The sequence below is a fragment of the Streptomyces sp. CA-251387 genome, assembly GCF_050936625.1.
Classification (GTDB): Bacteria; Actinomycetota; Actinomycetes; order Streptomycetales; family Streptomycetaceae; genus Streptomyces.
Genome location: NZ_JBNJMJ010000001.1, coordinates 747,455 through 763,869, shown reverse-complemented (window position 1 = coordinate 763,869; position 16,415 = coordinate 747,455). Strand labels below are relative to the sequence as shown.

Annotated in this window: 18 protein-coding genes; 9 read left to right on the top strand and 9 right to left on the bottom strand. The window is 71.0% G+C overall.

The window, feature by feature from the left end:
* Window positions 1-169 precede the first annotated feature (169 nt).
* Window positions 170-1,282 (top strand): PP2C family protein-serine/threonine phosphatase, encoded by a 1,113-nt coding sequence (locus ACQEV2_RS03390; RefSeq protein ID WP_433036371.1) that lies wholly within the window; start codon window positions 170-172, stop codon window positions 1,280-1,282.
* 177 nt (window positions 1,283-1,459) lie between these two features.
* On the opposite strand, the gene ACQEV2_RS03385 is transcribed toward ACQEV2_RS03390, so the two are convergent.
* The 3 genes from ACQEV2_RS03385 to ACQEV2_RS03375 all read right to left on the bottom strand — a co-directional run bounded on the left by ACQEV2_RS03385 (window position 1,460) and on the right by ACQEV2_RS03375 (window position 3,415).
* Complete coding sequence (locus tag ACQEV2_RS03385; protein WP_433036369.1) at window positions 1,460-2,302, bottom strand: alpha/beta fold hydrolase; 843 nt, start codon at window positions 2,300-2,302, stop codon at window positions 1,460-1,462.
* A 4-nt stretch (window positions 2,303-2,306) separates the two neighbouring features.
* Complete coding sequence (locus ACQEV2_RS03380) at window positions 2,307-2,924, bottom strand: dihydrofolate reductase family protein (RefSeq protein WP_433036367.1); 618 nt, start codon at window positions 2,922-2,924, stop codon at window positions 2,307-2,309.
* A gap of 83 nt (window positions 2,925-3,007) precedes the next feature.
* Complete coding sequence (locus tag ACQEV2_RS03375; RefSeq protein ID WP_433036365.1) at window positions 3,008-3,415, bottom strand: RidA family protein; 408 nt, start codon at window positions 3,413-3,415, stop codon at window positions 3,008-3,010.
* Window positions 3,416-3,551: 136 nt separating this feature from the next.
* Here ACQEV2_RS03375 and ACQEV2_RS03370 point away from each other — a divergent pair, with 136 nt between their 5' ends.
* Complete coding sequence (locus tag ACQEV2_RS03370; RefSeq protein WP_433036363.1) at window positions 3,552-3,932, top strand: winged helix-turn-helix transcriptional regulator; 381 nt, start codon at window positions 3,552-3,554, stop codon at window positions 3,930-3,932.
* Window positions 3,933-4,019: 87 nt separating this feature from the next.
* Here the strand turns inward: ACQEV2_RS03370 and ACQEV2_RS03365 are convergent, their stop codons facing one another.
* From ACQEV2_RS03365 to ACQEV2_RS03345, 5 genes are all read right to left on the bottom strand, one after another.
* Window positions 4,020-4,640, bottom strand: a complete 621-nt coding sequence (locus ACQEV2_RS03365; protein ID WP_433036361.1) for a TetR/AcrR family transcriptional regulator — start codon at window positions 4,638-4,640, stop codon at window positions 4,020-4,022.
* 89 nt (window positions 4,641-4,729) lie between these two features.
* Window positions 4,730-5,062, bottom strand: a complete 333-nt coding sequence (locus ACQEV2_RS03360; RefSeq protein WP_433036359.1) for a nuclear transport factor 2 family protein — start codon at window positions 5,060-5,062, stop codon at window positions 4,730-4,732.
* A 73-nt stretch (window positions 5,063-5,135) separates the two neighbouring features.
* Window positions 5,136-6,035 carry an SDR family oxidoreductase gene (locus ACQEV2_RS03355; RefSeq protein WP_433036357.1) on the bottom strand — a complete coding sequence of 300 codons (900 nt, stop codon included), beginning with the start codon at window positions 6,033-6,035 and terminating at the stop codon, window positions 5,136-5,138.
* A gap of 58 nt (window positions 6,036-6,093) precedes the next feature.
* Window positions 6,094-6,834 carry an SDR family oxidoreductase gene (locus ACQEV2_RS03350; RefSeq protein WP_433036355.1) on the bottom strand — a complete coding sequence of 247 codons (741 nt, stop codon included), beginning with the start codon at window positions 6,832-6,834 and terminating at the stop codon, window positions 6,094-6,096.
* 229 nt (window positions 6,835-7,063) lie between these two features.
* A complete protein-coding gene (locus tag ACQEV2_RS03345) occupies window positions 7,064-8,020 on the bottom strand; it encodes a helix-turn-helix domain-containing protein (protein WP_433036353.1) in 957 nt (318 codons plus the stop codon).
* A gap of 283 nt (window positions 8,021-8,303) precedes the next feature.
* On the opposite strand from ACQEV2_RS03345, the gene ACQEV2_RS03340 reads away from it, so the two are divergent.
* The 5 genes from ACQEV2_RS03340 to ACQEV2_RS03320 are packed head-to-tail and all read left to right on the top strand — an operon-like array spanning window position 8,304 to window position 12,405.
* Entirely contained in the window at window positions 8,304-9,668 is a 1,365-nt protein-coding gene (locus ACQEV2_RS03340) for an ATP-binding protein (RefSeq protein WP_433036351.1), read from the top strand.
* Window positions 9,665-10,078: a roadblock/LC7 domain-containing protein gene (locus ACQEV2_RS03335; RefSeq protein WP_433036347.1), complete on the top strand. Its 414-nt coding sequence runs from the start codon at window positions 9,665-9,667 to the stop codon at window positions 10,076-10,078. Before ACQEV2_RS03340 ends, ACQEV2_RS03335 begins: the two co-directional genes overlap by 4 nt.
* Window positions 10,075-10,434, top strand: a complete 360-nt coding sequence (locus ACQEV2_RS03330) for a DUF742 domain-containing protein (RefSeq protein WP_433036345.1) — start codon at window positions 10,075-10,077, stop codon at window positions 10,432-10,434. The genes ACQEV2_RS03335 and ACQEV2_RS03330 overlap by 4 nt, the downstream gene beginning before the upstream one ends.
* Window positions 10,412-11,050: a GTP-binding protein gene (locus tag ACQEV2_RS03325; protein WP_433036343.1), complete on the top strand. Its 639-nt coding sequence runs from the start codon at window positions 10,412-10,414 to the stop codon at window positions 11,048-11,050. The genes ACQEV2_RS03330 and ACQEV2_RS03325 overlap by 23 nt, the downstream gene beginning before the upstream one ends.
* On the top strand, window positions 11,047-12,405 hold the full coding sequence (locus ACQEV2_RS03320) for a cytochrome P450 (RefSeq protein WP_433036341.1): 1,359 nt from the start codon (window positions 11,047-11,049) through the stop codon (window positions 12,403-12,405). Before ACQEV2_RS03325 ends, ACQEV2_RS03320 begins: the two co-directional genes overlap by 4 nt.
* Here the strand turns inward: ACQEV2_RS03320 and ACQEV2_RS03315 are convergent, their stop codons facing one another.
* Complete coding sequence (locus tag ACQEV2_RS03315) at window positions 12,406-13,647, bottom strand: cytochrome P450 family protein (protein WP_433036339.1); 1,242 nt, start codon at window positions 13,645-13,647, stop codon at window positions 12,406-12,408.
* A gap of 238 nt (window positions 13,648-13,885) precedes the next feature.
* On the opposite strand from ACQEV2_RS03315, the gene ACQEV2_RS03310 reads away from it, so the two are divergent.
* Window positions 13,886-14,227 (top strand): hypothetical protein, encoded by a 342-nt coding sequence (locus tag ACQEV2_RS03310; RefSeq protein ID WP_433036337.1) that lies wholly within the window; start codon window positions 13,886-13,888, stop codon window positions 14,225-14,227.
* A 649-nt stretch (window positions 14,228-14,876) separates the two neighbouring features.
* Window positions 14,877-16,118, top strand: coding sequence for a vanadium-dependent haloperoxidase (locus ACQEV2_RS03305; RefSeq protein WP_433036335.1), 1,242 nt, complete (start codon window positions 14,877-14,879; stop codon window positions 16,116-16,118).
* Window positions 16,119-16,415: the final 297 nt, after the last annotated feature.

The following is a 16,415-nucleotide window of genomic DNA, read 5'->3' as shown; positions in this document are numbered from 1 at the left end:
TGGCCAGGGCCCGTCCGATCCTTGCTCGGCTGACCTCGGGCGTCTGTGCAGCGTGCGTTGCATGGCCTCGACTGCTCCGGGCGGGTCGTCCGCCGTGGATTCTCGCGTGCGGCGCATGATCTCTCCGCGCTCGATGTCCGTTTAGGCCGATATGATGCATTTTGTGATCATGTCTGCACGGCTGTGGCGCCGTCGCCCCGCCTACAGCGGCCGATGGGAAGCTGTCCGGCTGTCACCCGTGGTCCTGACCGTCCTCATCGCCGGCCTGGCGTTCTCCACACCCAGGGAGATCGCCGTCAGTCGCCTTCTGCCCGCGGCGCCCGCCCTTGCCGCCGCGATGTGGCCCGTGCTCCCCACGATCCTTCTGGGGACGTGCTGCATGCTGATCATGATCGTCCTCAGCTTCTTCTACACCGATCTGGGGACGCAGTACACGGCAGCCGCGATCGTCGCGGTCACCTTGGCGGCCGCGTACGGGAGTCATGTCCGGCTTCAGCGAGAGGAGATACTCTTCCAGGTCCGGCTCGTCGCCGACGCGGCCCAGCAGGTGCTGCTGCGTCCCCTGCCGCGCCGCATCGAGGACGTGGAGATCGAGTCGCTGTATCTGGCGGCCCAGGAGCAGGCCCGGATCGGCGGCGACTTCTATGAGGCGATCGGTACCCCGTACGGGGTCCGGCTGCTCATAGGCGACGTACGGGGCAAGGGCCTGTCGGCAGTGGGGGCGGCCTCGGCGGTGATCGGATGCTTCAGGGAGGCCGCGTACGACGAGCCCGACCTGCAGGGCATCATCCACCGCCTGGAGACCACCGTCACGCGCCACAGTGCCGCCTTTCCCGCCCACGACCAGCCCGAGCACTTCGCCACCGCTCTCCTCGCCGAGATCCCGCACGGCGGCGGCCACGTACGACTTCTCAACTGCGGGCATCCCCCGCCGCTGATCGCGCACGGCGGGAAGGTCCGGGTCCTGGAGCCCGCCCTCCCCTCCCCGCCCCTCAACCTCGCAGCGCTCATCGGTGACCGCTACTGGGTCGACAGCGTCGCCTTCGCCCCGGGTGACCAGTTGCTGCTCTACACGGACGGCGTATCGGAGACCCGGGACCACACCGGACAGTTCTTCCCGCTGCCGGAGTGGATGCGGCGGCAGGGCCTGGAGCAGCCCCGCGAGCTGCTCGACCAGCTGCACCGGGATCTGCTCCAGCACAGCGGTGGAAGGCTCGACGACGACATCGCGGCCCTCGCGCTGAGGTGCTCAGCGCGCAGCAACGGTGAGCCGTCGGCGTAGAGGGCTGAGAATTCGGATCGGCATGCCGCGCCGAGGCCGTCAGCGCTTCCGGGAGCTCGAAGGTCGGCGACGCCGACGCCCCCGGTGCCGTTCGGCCGACGGCGCGCCGTTCACCGCCGCCGGCCTCCGACGTCCACTGCTGCGTGGAGGCCGGACCAGCCCGGCGCCCGCCGCCGTCTATCCGAGCGTGAGCATCGCCTCGGTGACCTCGTTGACCGCCGCATCGGGGATCGCAGTGGCGGCCTCCTCGAGGACGAGCAGCAGTGCCCCGGGGATCTCGCGCGCGATCGCCTCGCCGTTGCCGACGGGGAAGAACCGGTTGCGGCGGCCGTGGACGACGAGCGTGGGGACCTCGATCTCCGGCAGGCGCTCGCGCCAGCGGGGTGTGCAGTCGAGCCTGGAGAACACCATGCCCAGCTGGTTGGCCATCTGGACCGGGGGTGCGGTGCCGGGCGTGCGGTCCCAGATGCGCGCGGCGGTTGCGCGCGCGGCGACGGGGTCGTCGCCGAGGATCTCCGCGCCGGCGGCGGCGAACTCCGCAACCGCCTCGCGGTCGGCCCAGTCGGGCATCGGACGCGCGAACAGCCGGCTCATCGTCGCCGGGTCATGGTCGGGTAGGTCCTCGTCGGGCAGGCCAGGGGCAACCGCGCGGGTGCCGACCAGGGTGAGCGCCGAGAACGCGCCCGGATGGTCGAGCACGGCCACCTGGGCGACCATCCCGCCGACGCCGATCCCCGCGAGGTGCGCCGGCCCCCCGCCGAGCGCGTCAGCAAGGGCCGCCGCGTCGGCGGCGAGGTCGCGCAGGGTGTAGGCGGGCGCCTCCGGATCCGTCGTCGTCGACTCCCCGCTGTCGCGCAGGTCGTAGCGCACCACACGGCGCCCGCCGGCGGCGAGGCGCTCGCACAGTGCGTCGGGCCAGGAGAGCATCGTCGTCCCGCCCGCGAGCAGGACGAGTGGCGCGTCGTCGTCACCGAACGACTCGATGCCCAAGGCGATCTCATTGGCGTTGACAGTCGTCATCGGATCACCGGAGGACGTCGTAGGTCAGGTGCGTCGCGGTCGATGTCGGGATCACGCTCCGCTGCACCAGCGTGCGCGGCGCTCCGCCGGTGAACAGTGGCGTCCCGGCGCCCAGCACGACGGGCGCCAAGTGCAGCGTCAGCGCGTCGACCAGCCCGGCCTCCAGCGCCGAGCCGATCGTGGCGCCGCCGCCCATGAGGATGACGTCGAGATCCTTGCCGCTGTCCGACGACGCCGCCTCGGCTCGCTCGCGTGCGGCGGTGACGGCGTCGGGCAGACCGGTCGTCACGAACGTCCAGTCGAGGTTGGTTGTCCGCACCGACTCCGGCGGCGAGCTCGTCACGACGACGAACGCGGGCTCGCCGACCTCGCCGGCGCCGTAGCCGGTCTTGTCGTCCCAGCCTTTCGGCCCGTCGACAACGTCGAAGAGGCGGCGGCCCAGGACGACGGCGCCCGAACGGGCGGTCGCCTCGCGCAGGACCCGGCGGTCGTCGGGGTCGTCGGAGAACGCCCACGTGTGCAGGGCCTCGCCGCCGGTGCCCAGACCGTTGTCCGGGCCGGGGTCGGGCCCGGTGACGTAGCCGTCGAGAGAGACCGAGATGTCAGCGATGATTCGAGTCATGCAGGGCAGACCCGACCCGCCGCCCAAACTCATCGCCCCCGCATGAACCCTGTGCCACTGCTTCGGTGCCCGGTGGCACCTGTTCAGTCGAGGACCGCGGTGGCTTCGATCTCGACCAGATGCTCGGGGATGTCCAGCGCCGCGACGCCGATCAGCGTGGCCGGCGGCACCGGAGTCATCCCCAGCTTCGCGGCCGCCCGGGAGAGTCCCTCCAGGAGCGGGGGCATCTTGTCGGCAGTCCAGTCGACGACGTAGAAGGTCAGTTTCGCTACGTCGTCGAAGGAACCGCCGGCCTCGGTCAGCGCGGTGGCGATGTTGAGGTAGCACTGCTCGACCTGCGCCGCGAGGTCGCCCTCGCCGACCGTGACCCCTTCCGCGTCCCAGGCGACCTGCCCGGCGATGAAGACCAGCTTCGAACCGGAGGCGATCGCCACCTGCCGGTAGACATCGATCTTCGGCAGTCCCTCGGGGTTCTTCAGAGTGATGGCCATGCTGTCCGCCTCCTTGTGCGGGCTCCAGGGAGCCCTGTTCGTCAAACCGCCCCGCGGTCTCTTGTAGTTACTCAGGAACCGTAGGAGAGTGTGCGTTGACATGGAAGAACGCACTTTTCAGTGACTGGGGAACCTGATGGTGACCAAGCAGTTCAGCGGCTCGGCCGAGGACGCCGACCTGCGGCGCGCCGACTCCCTGGCGCGGGAGATCTTCTCCGACGTCGCCAACAAATGGGCGCTGTTGATCATCGAAGCCCTGGGGGAGGGCACCCTGCGCTTCAGCGAGCTGCGCAGCCGGGTCGAGGGCATCAGCCACAAGATGCTCACCCAGAACCTGCGCATGCTGGAGCGCAACGGCCTGGCCGAGCGGACCGTCCACCCCACCGTCCCGCCCCGCGTCGAGTACACGCTGACCGAAGCGGGCCACGGACTGCGGGCGACCGTCGACGGAATGTGCGAGTGGACCTACCGGTACTTCCGGCACATCGAGTCCGCCCGGCAGCGCTTCGAAGCCTGACGGCCGGCGAACGCGGAGCTGGTACCCCGGCGTTGCGTGCTGGTGGGCGCCCGGTCCGGCAGCGCGTTCATCGCGGTCACGACCGCACTACCTCGGGCGGATCCCGTCGAGGAGGTTGGTGACGAGCGCGACGATGAAGTCGTCGGTGACAGGTTCGTCGGGGATGAGCAGTCGGTGGTAGACGGCGCCCCAGAGCTGGTCGACGAGGACTTGTACGTCGATGCCGGCGCGGATCTGGCCGAGTTCCTGAGCCCGGCCGAGGCGCTCCGCCGCCAGCCGGCGCCGGTGCGACGAGTACAGCTTCCGGTAAGCGGTGGCCAGGTCCTCGTCGGTCTGCGACTCGCCGATCAGCTCGGTCAGCACTCGCCCGCCCGGGGTCTCGGTCATGACGTGGGCGAAGGCGCGAAGCTGGGTGAGGAGGTCGGCGCGGATGTCTCCGGTGTCGGGGAAGGCGAGGGTTTCCTGGACGGCGTGGAAGTAGCCGTCCAGGGCGAGCGCTCCTTTGGAGGGCCACCATTTGTAGAGCGTGGTCTTGCTGACGCCCGAGGCCCTGGCGATGCGTTCGAAGGTGAGGTCGGCGATGCCTTCGGTGAGCAGCAGGTCGCCGACGGTGCGCAGGACGTCTGCTCGGACCTCGTCCGCCGGCCGACGCCCTCGTCCGCGGCCGTTGCCTTCCTTGGCGGCGGGGCCGTTCACCTTGTTCGCCACGTGCGCTCCTGCTCGGTTGCCGGGGGTCGTGTCAGTTTCCGGGCTGCCGCTGCCCGCGGTCGAGTCGGTCGGCAGTATCGCGGCCGGTGTCACGGGGTGATCCGCAGGCCCGCGATCAGCCCGTCGCGCAGACGGAATGTCATGGGTCCGGTGCCGTTGTGGCCGTTGCCGGTGACCGTCAGCGTCGCGACATAGGTGTCGGAGGACGGGCCGGGCTCGATCGCGTCCAGCTCGAAGTGCGCCTGGACGCCGATGTTGTCGGTGCGGTCCCAGGCGCGCACGCCGTCGCGGCCGTGGTACGCGCGGCCCCAGTCGTCGAGGACGGCGTCATGGGTGAACGCGGCGGCGAAGGCCTCGGCGTCGCCGCGGTTGGTCGCCTCGATGAACGTCTGTATGGCGGCCGGGGTTTCGATGGTGGTCATGGTGATCGCCTCGGTGGTGAGGGGAGCCGGGACGGGAGGGCTGACGTCCCTGCCCCGTCCCGGGCCCGGGGTTTCAGCGCTGGACGGTGAGAAGGTCGGCGAGGTCGATGCGGGTGAGGAATTCACGGCGGATGCGGTCCGCAATCTCGGAGACCTCCTCGGATCCGTCGTCGGCGGGGTCGATGTGAACGCGGTAGGGGCGCTGCCCGGCGGGCAGGGCGACGATACGGGCGATCTCGTCCGAGACAAGTGACGCGGTCGCGCCCTCGGGGGCGAGAGCGGCGAGTTTGTTCGCCACCTGGTCCATCAGGCCGGCGTACCTGGTCTCGTACTCGGCCTCGACGGCGGTGTCGTCGGGGCGGCCGGAGTGGGCGAAGTGGTTGGTGCCGCTGGTGAACGAGCCGGGGACGATGATCGAGGTCTCCACGCCCCAGCGGGCGAGTTCGCCGGCGTAGGACACCGCGAGGGAGTCCATGCCGGCCTTGGCGGCGAAGTAGGGGGCGAGGTACGGCGGGGTGCCGCCCTTGACGCTGGTGCTGGACACCCAGAGCACCAGTCCTTGTCCGCGTCGCCGCATGCCCGGCAGTGCGGCGCGGTTGACGCGCTGGGTGGACAGCACGTTCACGTTGTAGAGCTCGGCGAGCTGGTCGGGGGTGAACGCCTCGGCCGGCCCGGTCACCATGTGCCCGGCGTTGTGGATCAGCACGTCGATATGGCCGTGCTCGGCCTCGATCCGTGCGATGGCGGTGTCGACCGAGTCTTGAGAATTCACGTCGAGCTCGATGGAGCGCAGGTCGACGTCGTGCTCGTCGGCGTAGTCGGCGGCGGCCTGGACCTGAGGCGCGTTGCGGCCGGTGGTCTGGCGCATGCCGGCGTAGACCGTGTGGCCGGCGTCGGCCAGCGCGCGGGCCGTGAGGGCCCCGAAACCGCTGGAGGCGCCGGTGATGACGACGACAGTGCCGGTGGTGGACATGGACGTGGTTCCTTTCGGCAGTGAGAGCGGGGGGCGGGAGCTCCGTGTGCGGCAGGGGTCAGGCGAGGCCGCCATTGGCGTAGATGATCTGTCCGTTGACCCAGCGTGCGGGGCCGGCGAGGAATGAGACGACCTCGGCGATGTCCTCGGGCCGGCCCAGCCGCTCCAGCGGGGTCGCCTTGGCGAAGTTCGCGATGGTGGCATCGTCCTTGCCGTCCAGGAACAGCGGTGTGGCGGTGGGGCCGGGCGCAACGGCGTTGACGGTGATGTCCCGGCCGCGCAGCTCACGGGCCAGGGTGAGGGTGAGGCCCTCGACCGCGGCCTTGCTGGCGACGTAGGCGCCGTAGGCCGGCAGCTGGGTGCGGACCACCGAGGTCGAGAAGTTGACGATCGCGCCACCCGGGCGGACATTGCGCGCCGCCTGCTGGGACACCACGAAGGTGCCGCGGATGTTCGTGCGGTGCATCCGATCCAGATCGGCGAGGTCGAACGTCGCGATCGGCGCCAGGATCATGATGCCGGCGGTGTTCACGACCACGTCGACGCCGCCGAAGGCCGACTCGACCGCGTCGAACGCCGCGCTCATCGCGGTCTCGTCAGCGACATCGCCGCCCACCGCGAGGGCCCTGCCGCCGGCCGCGGTGATCGCGGACACGGTTTCCTCGGCCCTGGCCTTGTTTCCCGCGTACTGCACGGCGACCGCGAGACCGTCCTGGGCGAGCCGCTCGGCCACGACGCGGCCGATGCCGCCCGAGCCGCCGGTGACCAGCGCGACGCGGTCGGTGATGGGGGTGCTCATGGGGTTCTCCTATCGACCCTACAAATGAACGCTACGTACATATAAGCGCTTAATGAACGCGACGTCCATATCTGCGGGCAAGATTTTTGCGACCTAGCGAGGACGGCCCAGGCGACGGCGGGCAGGACGGCGCGCATCCCGGCGCTGCCGTCACCCAGACGGCTGGGCCGGTCTCGTCGAGGAAGCCGCGGGTCGGCGTCGGGCCGATCGGGTCAGAGTGGGTGCCGCATCAGCGGGCCTTATGACGCATCTCGCGCGGGCTCACCCCGAAGCGGCGGCGGAAGGCCGTGCTGAGGGCGCTCCCGGAGGAGAAGCCGGAGGCGTACGCCAGGTCCGTGATCGTCATGTGCTCGCAGTCGGCGCACAGGAGACGCTCGCGGACCAGCCGCAGGCGCTCCTCGCGGATCAGGTCGCGGGGCGTGGTGCCCGCGTGCTGGAGCGCGAGCTGGATCTGGCGCAGGGACCAGCCGAGGGCGCGGGCCATGGAGTTGCCGGACAGGTCGGGGTCGGCCGCGTGATCGCGCACGTAGCGGCGGACCACCGCCTCGACCTCGGTCAGATGCCCCGGCGCGTCCGGACGGTCGTCGCCGCAGACGAGCATGCAGAGGAGTTCGACGACACGGTCGCAGACGGCGTCGAACTGCGGGGTGTTGAGGTGGTCGCGCTCCTCGTTCAGGCTGCGCACCACGGAGTGCAGCACGCGGCCCAGCCCCTTGGTCAGATCGAGCCCGGTGGCCAGCGGTGCCTTCCGGTTCAGCGGGCCGTCGATCGCCTGGGCCGGGATCGACATGATGACGCCGCGCAGGGACGCGCCGTGCAGGATCTCGAAGGGCGCACCGAGTGTGAGCAAGCTGCCCGTGCCCGGCGTCAGCCGCACCTCCTGGTCGTCCTGCCGCAGCTGCAGTTCGCCGGAGAGCGGGAAGAGCAGCCGGTAGTCGGGGTCCGGCATCTGGCGGATCAGGCTCGGTGTGCGGACGTACTCGATCTGGTCGCTGTGCCACGTGACGACCTGGTAGGTGTCGCTGCGCTGCCGGATCATCTCGCCGCGGAAGACCTCGGCGCGGGCGTACCGGTAGTCCATCCGGGTCTGGTACGCCCCGACGCGCTCACTCCACAGATCGGTCCGCTCGCGTGCCTCGACCTCGGCGGTCCTCGTCGTCTCCACGACATAGCTTCCCGTGGGCAACGTATCCCCTTCGCTGCGACGTGTCCCGACGGCCTTGAGAGCAGCCCGGAACGCTCCGGTGTTCGAGGGCTGTCACTCGGCGCAGACTAGGGATCAGCAATCGGTTTCCGGAACTCGTCCCCGCCTCATTGGCCTATGCCAGGTGGCAAGCCCGCCGGGATCGGCCGGTCCGACGCACGCGCGTGCGTCCCACGGCAACTTCTGTGCGCGCACGGACAAGTGCGCATGCGGACGCGCCACTACCGTCGTGCGCTCGTCGACCGCCACTTGCTGTGAGGACTTGATGACGGAACAGATACCGGAGGCGGTGTTCTGGTTCCTGGCCGTGGGCCTGTTCGCCGTCGCCGTGCTGCTGGTGCGCGAACGCGGCATCACCGCACGGCAGCGCAGACGGAACGCCGAGCTGAGGGACGGCCTGCGGGCACGGGACGAGGAACTCCGGCACCTCGTCTCGGCCCGGCTGCCGGCCCTGGAGGACGCGACCCACCAGCAGGCCCCGGCCGTCGGTCTGCTGGACGACCGGCTCGCCGACACGGAGTTCGCGAAATGCCTCGACACTGTCGTGGAGCGATTCGCGGGCGCGGTCGAGCACGCCCGGTCGCGTGCCGACCAGTCGGCGAAGGCCGCCCTGAAGGCGTCGATGCGCTCCATCCAGGCCCTGGCCAACGAACAGCAGGTGTCCATCGCCGAGATGCAGGACCGGCACGACAACCCCGGCGTGCTGCGCGACCTGCTCGAAATCGACCACACCAACGCCCAGTTCGGCCGCCGTGCCCAGGCCATCGCCGTGCTGTGCGGCTCGTGGCCGGGCCGCCAGCGCGCCACCTCCGCGCTCGTCGAGGTCGTACGCGGCGCCACCTCCCGCATCCGCGACTACCGGCGCATCCGCATCCACGGCGAGGTCGACATCGCCGTGCGGAGCCGGGCGGTCGAACCGGTGGTGCTCGCGGTCGCCGAACTCCTCGACAACGCGGCACGTCACTCGCAGCCGGGCACGATGGTCGAGGTCACCGTCCAGACGGTGCACAACGGCGCCTGCGTGGTGATCGACGACGCCGGGGTCGGCATGGACGGCCGGGCGGCCGAGCACGCTGCCGAACTGCTCGCCGGCGCACACGCGGTGGACATCACCCGACTCGGCGACCCGCCCCGCTTCGGCTTCGCCGTCATCGGGGCGCTCACCCAGCGCTACGGGTTCAGCGTGTCCGTGGACACGCTCTCTCCGTACGGCGGTGTACGCGCCGTGGTGTTCCTGCCGACCGCCCTGCTCACGCACCTGGACGCCGTCCAGGCGCCCGCGCCGCCCGCCGAACCGCCCGCGCCCAAGAACGCCCCCGCACCCGCGCACACTCCTGCGCAAGCGCCCTCGCCCGGCACCACCCTCACCGCCGATCCGGCCGCCCCCGCCCCCACCCCAGATCTCGCTCCCGAACCCGAACCCGCAGAGGCGGCCACGCCAGGGGGCCTGCCCAGGCGCCGTCGCCGCTCCGCACGGCAACCGGCCGCGGAGCCCGTACCGGCCGACGAGGTCGGCGGCCGCTCGGCCGAGGAAAACGCCCGGCGCATGGGCGCCTTCGCACGCGGCACCCGCTCCGGCAGGGCCGCCCGGCACACGCTCCACGACGACGAAGGGAACACCCACGAATGACCGGGCCCACCAACAACGAGTTGGGCTGGATGCTGGACGAGGTGCTGAAGGTTCCGCAGGCGCGTCACGCGATCCTGCTCTCCGCCGACGGCATGCTCCGCGCCTACTCCAAGGACATCGACCGGGACGACGCCGAACGGCTGGCCGCGGGCCTGTCCGGCGTCCAGTCGATCAGCCGCAGCACGGCCGAGTTCTGCGGCAGCCCGCACACCCCGTGGCGGCAGACCCTGATCGAGTTCGCGCACGGCTACGTCTTCCTGGTCGCCGCAGGCGAGGGTGCCTACCTCGCGGTCTCCACCGGCGAGGACGTCGACATGGAGGCGGTCACCTACCGCATGCACAAACTCGTCGACCGGCTCGGCAAGGAGCTGACCAGCCCCGCCCGGCAGGACACCGGCAGCCCGGCATGACCCCCCGGCGCCGCCCCACAGACCGGCTCGTGCGGTCGTACGTCGTCACGGACGGCCGCGCCCACCCCACCCGCAACACCCTGGACCTGGTCACCCTGCTGATCGCGACCGGCGATCTGCCGCTGACCGGTCTCAACCCGGAAAAGCGCAGGCTCATGGAGCTGTGCCGGCCCGGAGCCCTGTCCGTCGCCGAGGTGGCCGGCCATCTGTCGCTGCCGGTAAGTGTGGCCAAAGTGCTGATCGCCGACCTCATGGACAGCGGCCACATCGTCACCCGCGCGCCGATTCCCGCCGCCCGGCCGACCGACGCCCGAATCCTCCAGGAGGTGCTCGATGGACTCCGCGCCCGCCTCTGACGACGTCTACCTGCGGCCCAGTGTGCAGACGGCGGTCAAGCTGCTGATCGTGGGCCACTTCGCGGTCGGCAAGACCACGTTCGTCGGCACGCTCTCCGAGATCCGGCCCCTGCGCACCGAGGAGGTCATGACCGAGGCCGGCGCCCTCGTCGACGACCTGGCCGGCATGCGGGACAAGACGACCACCACGGTCGCCCTCGACTTCGGCCGGCTCACCCTCAACGACCGCCTGGTGCTCTACCTCTTCGGCACCCCGGGCCAGCAGCGCTTCACCCGGCTGTGGCAGGACATGACCCAGGGCGCGCTCGGCGCGCTCGTCCTCGCCGACACCCGTCGCCTCAGCCAGTCGTTCGAGGTCATGGGCGTACTGGAGGAGCACGGGCTGCCGTACGCCGTCGCCCTCAACCAGTTCCACGACGCTCCCGCGTACGAGCTCGACGAGGTGCGCGAGGCCCTGGACCTGCTGCCCGAAACGCCCCTCGTGCGCTGCGATGCCCGCGACCGGGTCTCGTCCACGCGGGCCCTGATCCATCTCGTCGAGTACCTCCTGACCCTCTCCCGCTCTCGGCCTCGCCCGAGCGGCGGGACCCCCAATGGCCACCTGGAGCACGCGTGACCTCCGCATCCCCCGTACCGCCCTCCCCGCCGCCGGGCTGCCCCGCCCATGAGTCCCTGTACGGCCCCGAGTTCGCCGCCGATCCGGCAGCCGTCTACCGGCGGCTGCGCGGCGCCGGCCCGATCGCGCCGGTGGAGCTGGCGCCCGGCGTGCGGGCCTCGCTCGTCGTCGGATACGACGCCGCCCTGCACGTGCTGCGCAGCACCGAGACGTTCTCCAAGGACCCCCGCCGCTGGAAGGACCTGGCGGACGGCACCGTCCCCCTGGACAGCCCCGTCGTGCCGATGATGATGTACCGGCCGAACGCGCTGTGGGCAGACGGCGCGGAGCACCGCAGGCTGCGCGGCGCGATCACGGACAGCCTGGCCCGGGTGGAACCCGCCACCCTGCGCGGTTATGTCGAGGCGAGCGCGGACACGCTCATCGACCGCATCGCCCCGGCCGGGAAGGCCGATCTGCTCGGCGAGTACGCCCAGGTGCTTCCCCTGCTGGTGTTCAACCGCCTGTTCGGCTGCCCGGCCGACTACGGAGAGCGGCTGGTGCAGGGGATGTCCGGGATCTTCGACGGAGTGGACGCCGAGAAGGCGAACGAACTGCTCGCGACGACGCTGCTCGACCTCGTCACGCTGAAGCGCCGGCAGCCCGGACCGGATGTGACGTCCTGGCTCATGGACCATCCCGCCGGGCTCACCGACGAGGAGATGGTGCACACCCTCGTCCTGCTGATGGGCGCGGGCACCGAGCCGCAGCAGAACCTGATCGCCAACAGCCTGCGGCTGCTGCTGTCCGACGACCGGTTCGCGGGCAGCCTCTCGGGCGGCAGTCTGCCGGTGGAGGACGCCCTCGACGAGGTGCTGTGGACCGACCCGCCCATGGCCAACTACGCCGTGCACTACCCGATCCACGACGTCGTGTACGAAGGCGTGGTGCTGCGCGCGGGGCATCCGCTGGTGGTCAGTCTCGCCGCGGCGAACACCGACCCGTCCCTGACGGTGGATCAGCGTGCGGGCAACCGCGCCCACTTGGCGTGGAGCGCGGGCCCGCACAACTGCCCGGCGCAGGGTCCGGCCCGACTCATCGCGGCGGTCGCCGTCGAGAAGCTGCTCGACCGGCTTCCCGACGTCGAACTGGCCGTACCGGTGGAGGAATTGGCCTGGCGGCCGGGCCCCTTCCACCGTGCGCTGGCCGCGCTGCCGGTGACGTTCCCGCCGGCCACCGTCACCCCGGCCGGCGCCGGTGACGAGCCGCCCGTCGAGCGGTCCGCGCCGACGCCCCAGCCGTCCGACGTACCCGAGGCCGGCCGCGTGCGGCGCGGATGGGCCGCGCGGCTGCTGGCGTGGTGGCGCGGCGAGTGATCAGGACAGGCGTACCGGAATCGAGCGATGGCCGTTGGAGATGAAGGAGTCGACCGGCTCCAACTCGCCCTGGGACACGGCGAGTCGGAGTCCGGGGAAGCGGTCGAAGAGCGCCCGCAGCGCGATGTGGGCCTCGAGCCGCCCCAGCGGAGCACCCAGGCAGAAGTGCACGCCGTGGCCGAAGGCCAGGTGCTCCTTGTCGACGCGGGTGACGTCGAAGCGGTCGGCGTCCTCGCCGTACTTCCCGGGGTGACGGCCGGCGGCCGCGTACGCGGCGAGGATGGCGTCGCCCTTGCCGATCATCACGCCGTCCGGGCCGCCGAACTCGCTCATCTTGAGGTCCTCGACGGCGTACCGCAGCGGCAGGCTGGCGACGGGCGCCTCCACGCGCAGAGCCTCCTCGACCACGTCCTCCCAGGGGACGCGGCCGGAGCGGACGTGGGCGAGCTGGTCCGGGTGGGTCAGCAGGAGGTGGATGGCGTTGTCGATCAGGTTGACCGTGGTCTCATGGCCGGCGCTGATCATGAGCACCAGGGTGTCGAGCAGTTCCTGCTCGCTCAGCCGGTTGTCGCCGTCGTCGCGGGCCGCGATGAGCGCCGAGGTCAGGTCGTCGCCCGGCGACCGCCGCTTGAGGGCGACGAGTTCGCCGAGCGCCGCGTAGAACCGCGCGTAGTTGTCGGTGACTTCCTCCGGGGTGGCGGAGGTGTGGAAGACGCCGTCCACGACGGCCCGTAGCTCCGCCCCTTGCTCCTCGGGCAGGCCGAGGAGTTCGCTGATCACCCGGATCGGCAGGGGATAGCAGAACTCCTCGCGCAGATCGACGACTTGACCCTGCTGCCCGGCCTCCTCGATGCCGTCCAGCAGGGTCGCGGCGATCTCCTCGATACGGGGCCGGAGCGCCGCGGTGCGGCGTGCGGTGAACGCCTTGGAGACCAGGGCACGCAGCCGTTTGTGCTCACCTCCGTAGGCGGTGAACATGTTCTGCACCGCCACCCAGGTGAACAGCGGCCATTCCGGGGAGATCTCACCGTTGATCCACCGGGGCCAGTGCCGGCGCGGGTCCTTGGAGACGCGTGGGTCGGTGAGCAGGCGCTTGAGGAGCTCGGGACTGCTGACGGCCCAGGCCTGGACACCGTCGGGCAGTTCGACGGGGGTCACCGGTCCGCGCTCGCGGATCCGGGTGGCCTCGCCGTGGATGTCGCGGCCGGTCGGGTCGATCACTAAGGGGCGGGGGTGTCCCATGGAAGTCTCCCTGGAGCTCGCACACAAATACGACCCGTAAAGCTACTTGGACGTAGCGTGTGCGGGCCAGAGTGGTCGGCGCGCGCTGCGCACGGGGACAACTTCTCTGCGCCCGGAGGCAAGTCGGCGGTGCGTTCCCGCCCTACGGTCGGGGTGTCGGATCGGAAAGCCGGTGAGGGTGATGACAGTCGGCAGGCCCACGTGGTGGATGCAACCGGGCAGTGTCGAGGTGCGGACCGTGGCCGCGGGTGGCTGGTGGGACGCCGTACGCGTGCCGCTCGGCCTCGGGATCGACGTACTCCGGCACCTCGGCGACGAGACGGGAGCCGTGATCAGGGACGGCTTCGGCGGGCGGCTGTACTGGCTGATTCCTCCCGGCTCCGCAGCCGACTGGAACGTCCCGCAGGTGCGTGTCCTCGGCCGGGGCAGCCACGTGGTGATCCCGCCGCTCCACCGCGTGCTGAGCCCGGGTCTGTGCTGGCAGATCCCTCCGTCACGCGACCGTGAGTGGACGAACACGCCCCGCCTGCACTCCGCCCTCCGCACGGCCCTCCTCCCCGGCAAGTCCCCCATCCTCTGAGCCCCCGCCCCGGCCGATCCTGAGCCCGGCCGGGGTGGGACCCGCGGATGCCACCGCCGGGTGGTGCGGGCGCGGGGCCATGCATTGAGGCATTGGCAGTCCTCCGTGTCGCACACGGTGTGGTCGGCCTTGCCGGGCAGGACGGGGCCGCCGTGGGACAGCAGCGGCAACGGCGGTTCGGCGAGCCAGGACCGTACGCACGCCGTGGCCGCGCGGGCCGCGGCCAGGTGGCCTTCCACTCACAGTCACTGCTGCGCCGCGCCGCCGCACAACCCAGGGTGGGTTGTGTCGGGAACATGGCACGTGCACGAACGTGTCGTTGCAAGGTCCGTCACGCGAAATGGTGCGGGTTGACCGAGGTTTGACGTGGAGTTAGCTTCGGGGTCGTGCGGATCTTCGAGCGCTTTCGCAAACGGCGGGCCATTGATCTGATGCGCATAGCCACCGCGGTGTGTAGCTGACTTCCACAACTGCCGCACCGCCTCGCGGGTGTGGCGCGCCCCCGGGTTCTCACCGGCGTTCCGGAACTGGACGCCCGTTGCGCACCACACGCCGGAGCACCCGCTGCGCGATCACTGCGGACTGCCGCTCGTCCGGCCGGCGGCGCCTCACATACCTCTCTCACCTCACACAAACTGAAGGAGAACGCGTGAGTTCGACCAGAACCCGTCCCGCCCTCGTCGCCTTGGGCGCGGCGGCGCTGCTGACCGCGTCCGTCGCGGTTCCGCAGGCCTCGGCGGCCGGCCGTACTTCCACGGCACTCGCCTGGTACGACGCAACCGCCGAGACCATTGCGACGGCCGGGGCGCCGACCCAGATCAGCAACAGCCGTACCTGGGCCATCAGTTGGCTCGCGGCGGCCCGGGCCGCCCGCAACGTGCCCCCGGGCGTCGAGCGCGGCGCCTATCAGGAGGCGGCGCTCGCCGGGGCCGTTCACCGCGCGCTGGTGACGCTGGCCCCGAGTCGTACGGAGCAGCTCGACGCGACCTTCAAGGACACCCTCGACGCGATCCCCGACGGCCCCGCTGAGGAGCGGGGCGTCGCGGCAGGGGAGCACCAGGCCGACCTCGTGCTCAAGTCGAGGGAGGGGGACGGCCTCGACCCCGCGTCGGTCAACGCGCCCTACGTCGTGAAGCCCGCGGCGCCCGGCGTCTGGCAGCCGACGCCACCCGGCTACGCCCCGGCGACCCAGTACGGCAACCGCCTCGCCGAGCCGTTCGCGCTCAGCACGCAGCGCCAGTTCCGGCTCGCCCCGCCGCCCGCCCTGGACTCCCGGCGCTACGCCGCCGACCTCGCGGAGGTGCGGACGTACGGCGCCGCGGACAGTACAGTGCGCAGCGCCCGCCAGACCGAGACGGCCACCTTCTGGCTCGGCTCCTCCCTCACCCTCTACACGGAGCCGCTGCGCGTGGCGCTCTCCCGGACGAGCGAAGGAATCGCCGGGCAGGCGAGGCTGGTCGCACTCTTCCACGTCGCGCTGGTGGACACGCAGATCGCCACCTCCGACAGCAAGTACGCCTACGAACGCTGGCGTCCCGTCACCGCGATCCGCGCCGGCACCATCGACCCCGACCCCCACTGGACGCCGCTGCACACCACCCCGGCGCATCCGGACTACCCGAGCGGCCACAACACCTACTCGGGCGCCGCGGAGACCGTCCTGTCGGCGCTCGCCGGGCCGCGTACCGCCCCGTTCGAGCTGACCAGCCCCACCGCGCCGGGGGTCACCCGGACATACACCACCTGGAAACAGCTCTCGGACGAGAACGTCGATGCCCGGGTCCTCTCCGGCATCCACACCAGGTCGGCCGACGAGGCAGGGATCATCCTCGGCACGAACGTGGCACGGTACGTCCTGCAGAACTCGGGACGACTCCTCGCCGCACGCTGACCCTCCGGGCGGGGCCGCACCGAGGACCACCGGGCATGCCTCGTACCGGACGTCGCGGCAGCGTGGGGTAGCCGTACGGCGACTCCCGGACCCATGCTGCCGGTGGCGGACGGCAGGGGAGTGGCCATGGGGGGGGGCTCGCTCCTGATCGAGGGGCAAGTAGGGCTGCCCGCGCCGATGTTCGAGGAAGAGGCTGGCACGGACTCCGTGTCCGCCATGCAAGATCTGTCCGGAAGTTCTTGACCAACGCGGTGGACGTCTGTTGAACTCCCGTTCCATGAACCCGCGCGTGGACCT

Excerpts from the sequence above, each read along its gene's own strand:
- ACQEV2_RS03390 (WP_433036371.1), top strand. The coding sequence starts at position 170 with ATGTCTGCACGGCTGTGGCGCCGTCGCCCCGCCTACAGCGGCCGATGG.
- ACQEV2_RS03385 (WP_433036369.1), bottom strand. The coding sequence starts at position 2,302 with ATGACGACTGTCAACGCCAATGAGATCGCCTTGGGCATCGAGTCGTTC.
- ACQEV2_RS03380 (WP_433036367.1), bottom strand. The coding sequence starts at position 2,924 with ATGACTCGAATCATCGCTGACATCTCGGTCTCTCTCGACGGCTACGTC.
- ACQEV2_RS03375 (WP_433036365.1), bottom strand. The coding sequence starts at position 3,415 with ATGGCCATCACTCTGAAGAACCCCGAGGGACTGCCGAAGATCGATGTC.
- ACQEV2_RS03370 (WP_433036363.1), top strand. The coding sequence starts at position 3,552 with ATGGTGACCAAGCAGTTCAGCGGCTCGGCCGAGGACGCCGACCTGCGG.
- ACQEV2_RS03360 (WP_433036359.1), bottom strand. The coding sequence starts at position 5,062 with ATGACCACCATCGAAACCCCGGCCGCCATACAGACGTTCATCGAGGCG.
- ACQEV2_RS03355 (WP_433036357.1), bottom strand. The coding sequence starts at position 6,035 with ATGTCCACCACCGGCACTGTCGTCGTCATCACCGGCGCCTCCAGCGGT.
- ACQEV2_RS03350 (WP_433036355.1), bottom strand. The coding sequence starts at position 6,834 with ATGAGCACCCCCATCACCGACCGCGTCGCGCTGGTCACCGGCGGCTCG.
- ACQEV2_RS03340 (WP_433036351.1), top strand. The coding sequence starts at position 8,304 with ATGACGGAACAGATACCGGAGGCGGTGTTCTGGTTCCTGGCCGTGGGC.
- ACQEV2_RS03335 (WP_433036347.1), top strand. The coding sequence starts at position 9,665 with ATGACCGGGCCCACCAACAACGAGTTGGGCTGGATGCTGGACGAGGTG.
- ACQEV2_RS03330 (WP_433036345.1), top strand. The coding sequence starts at position 10,075 with ATGACCCCCCGGCGCCGCCCCACAGACCGGCTCGTGCGGTCGTACGTC.
- ACQEV2_RS03325 (WP_433036343.1), top strand. The coding sequence starts at position 10,412 with ATGGACTCCGCGCCCGCCTCTGACGACGTCTACCTGCGGCCCAGTGTG.
- ACQEV2_RS03315 (WP_433036339.1), bottom strand. The coding sequence starts at position 13,647 with ATGGGACACCCCCGCCCCTTAGTGATCGACCCGACCGGCCGCGACATC.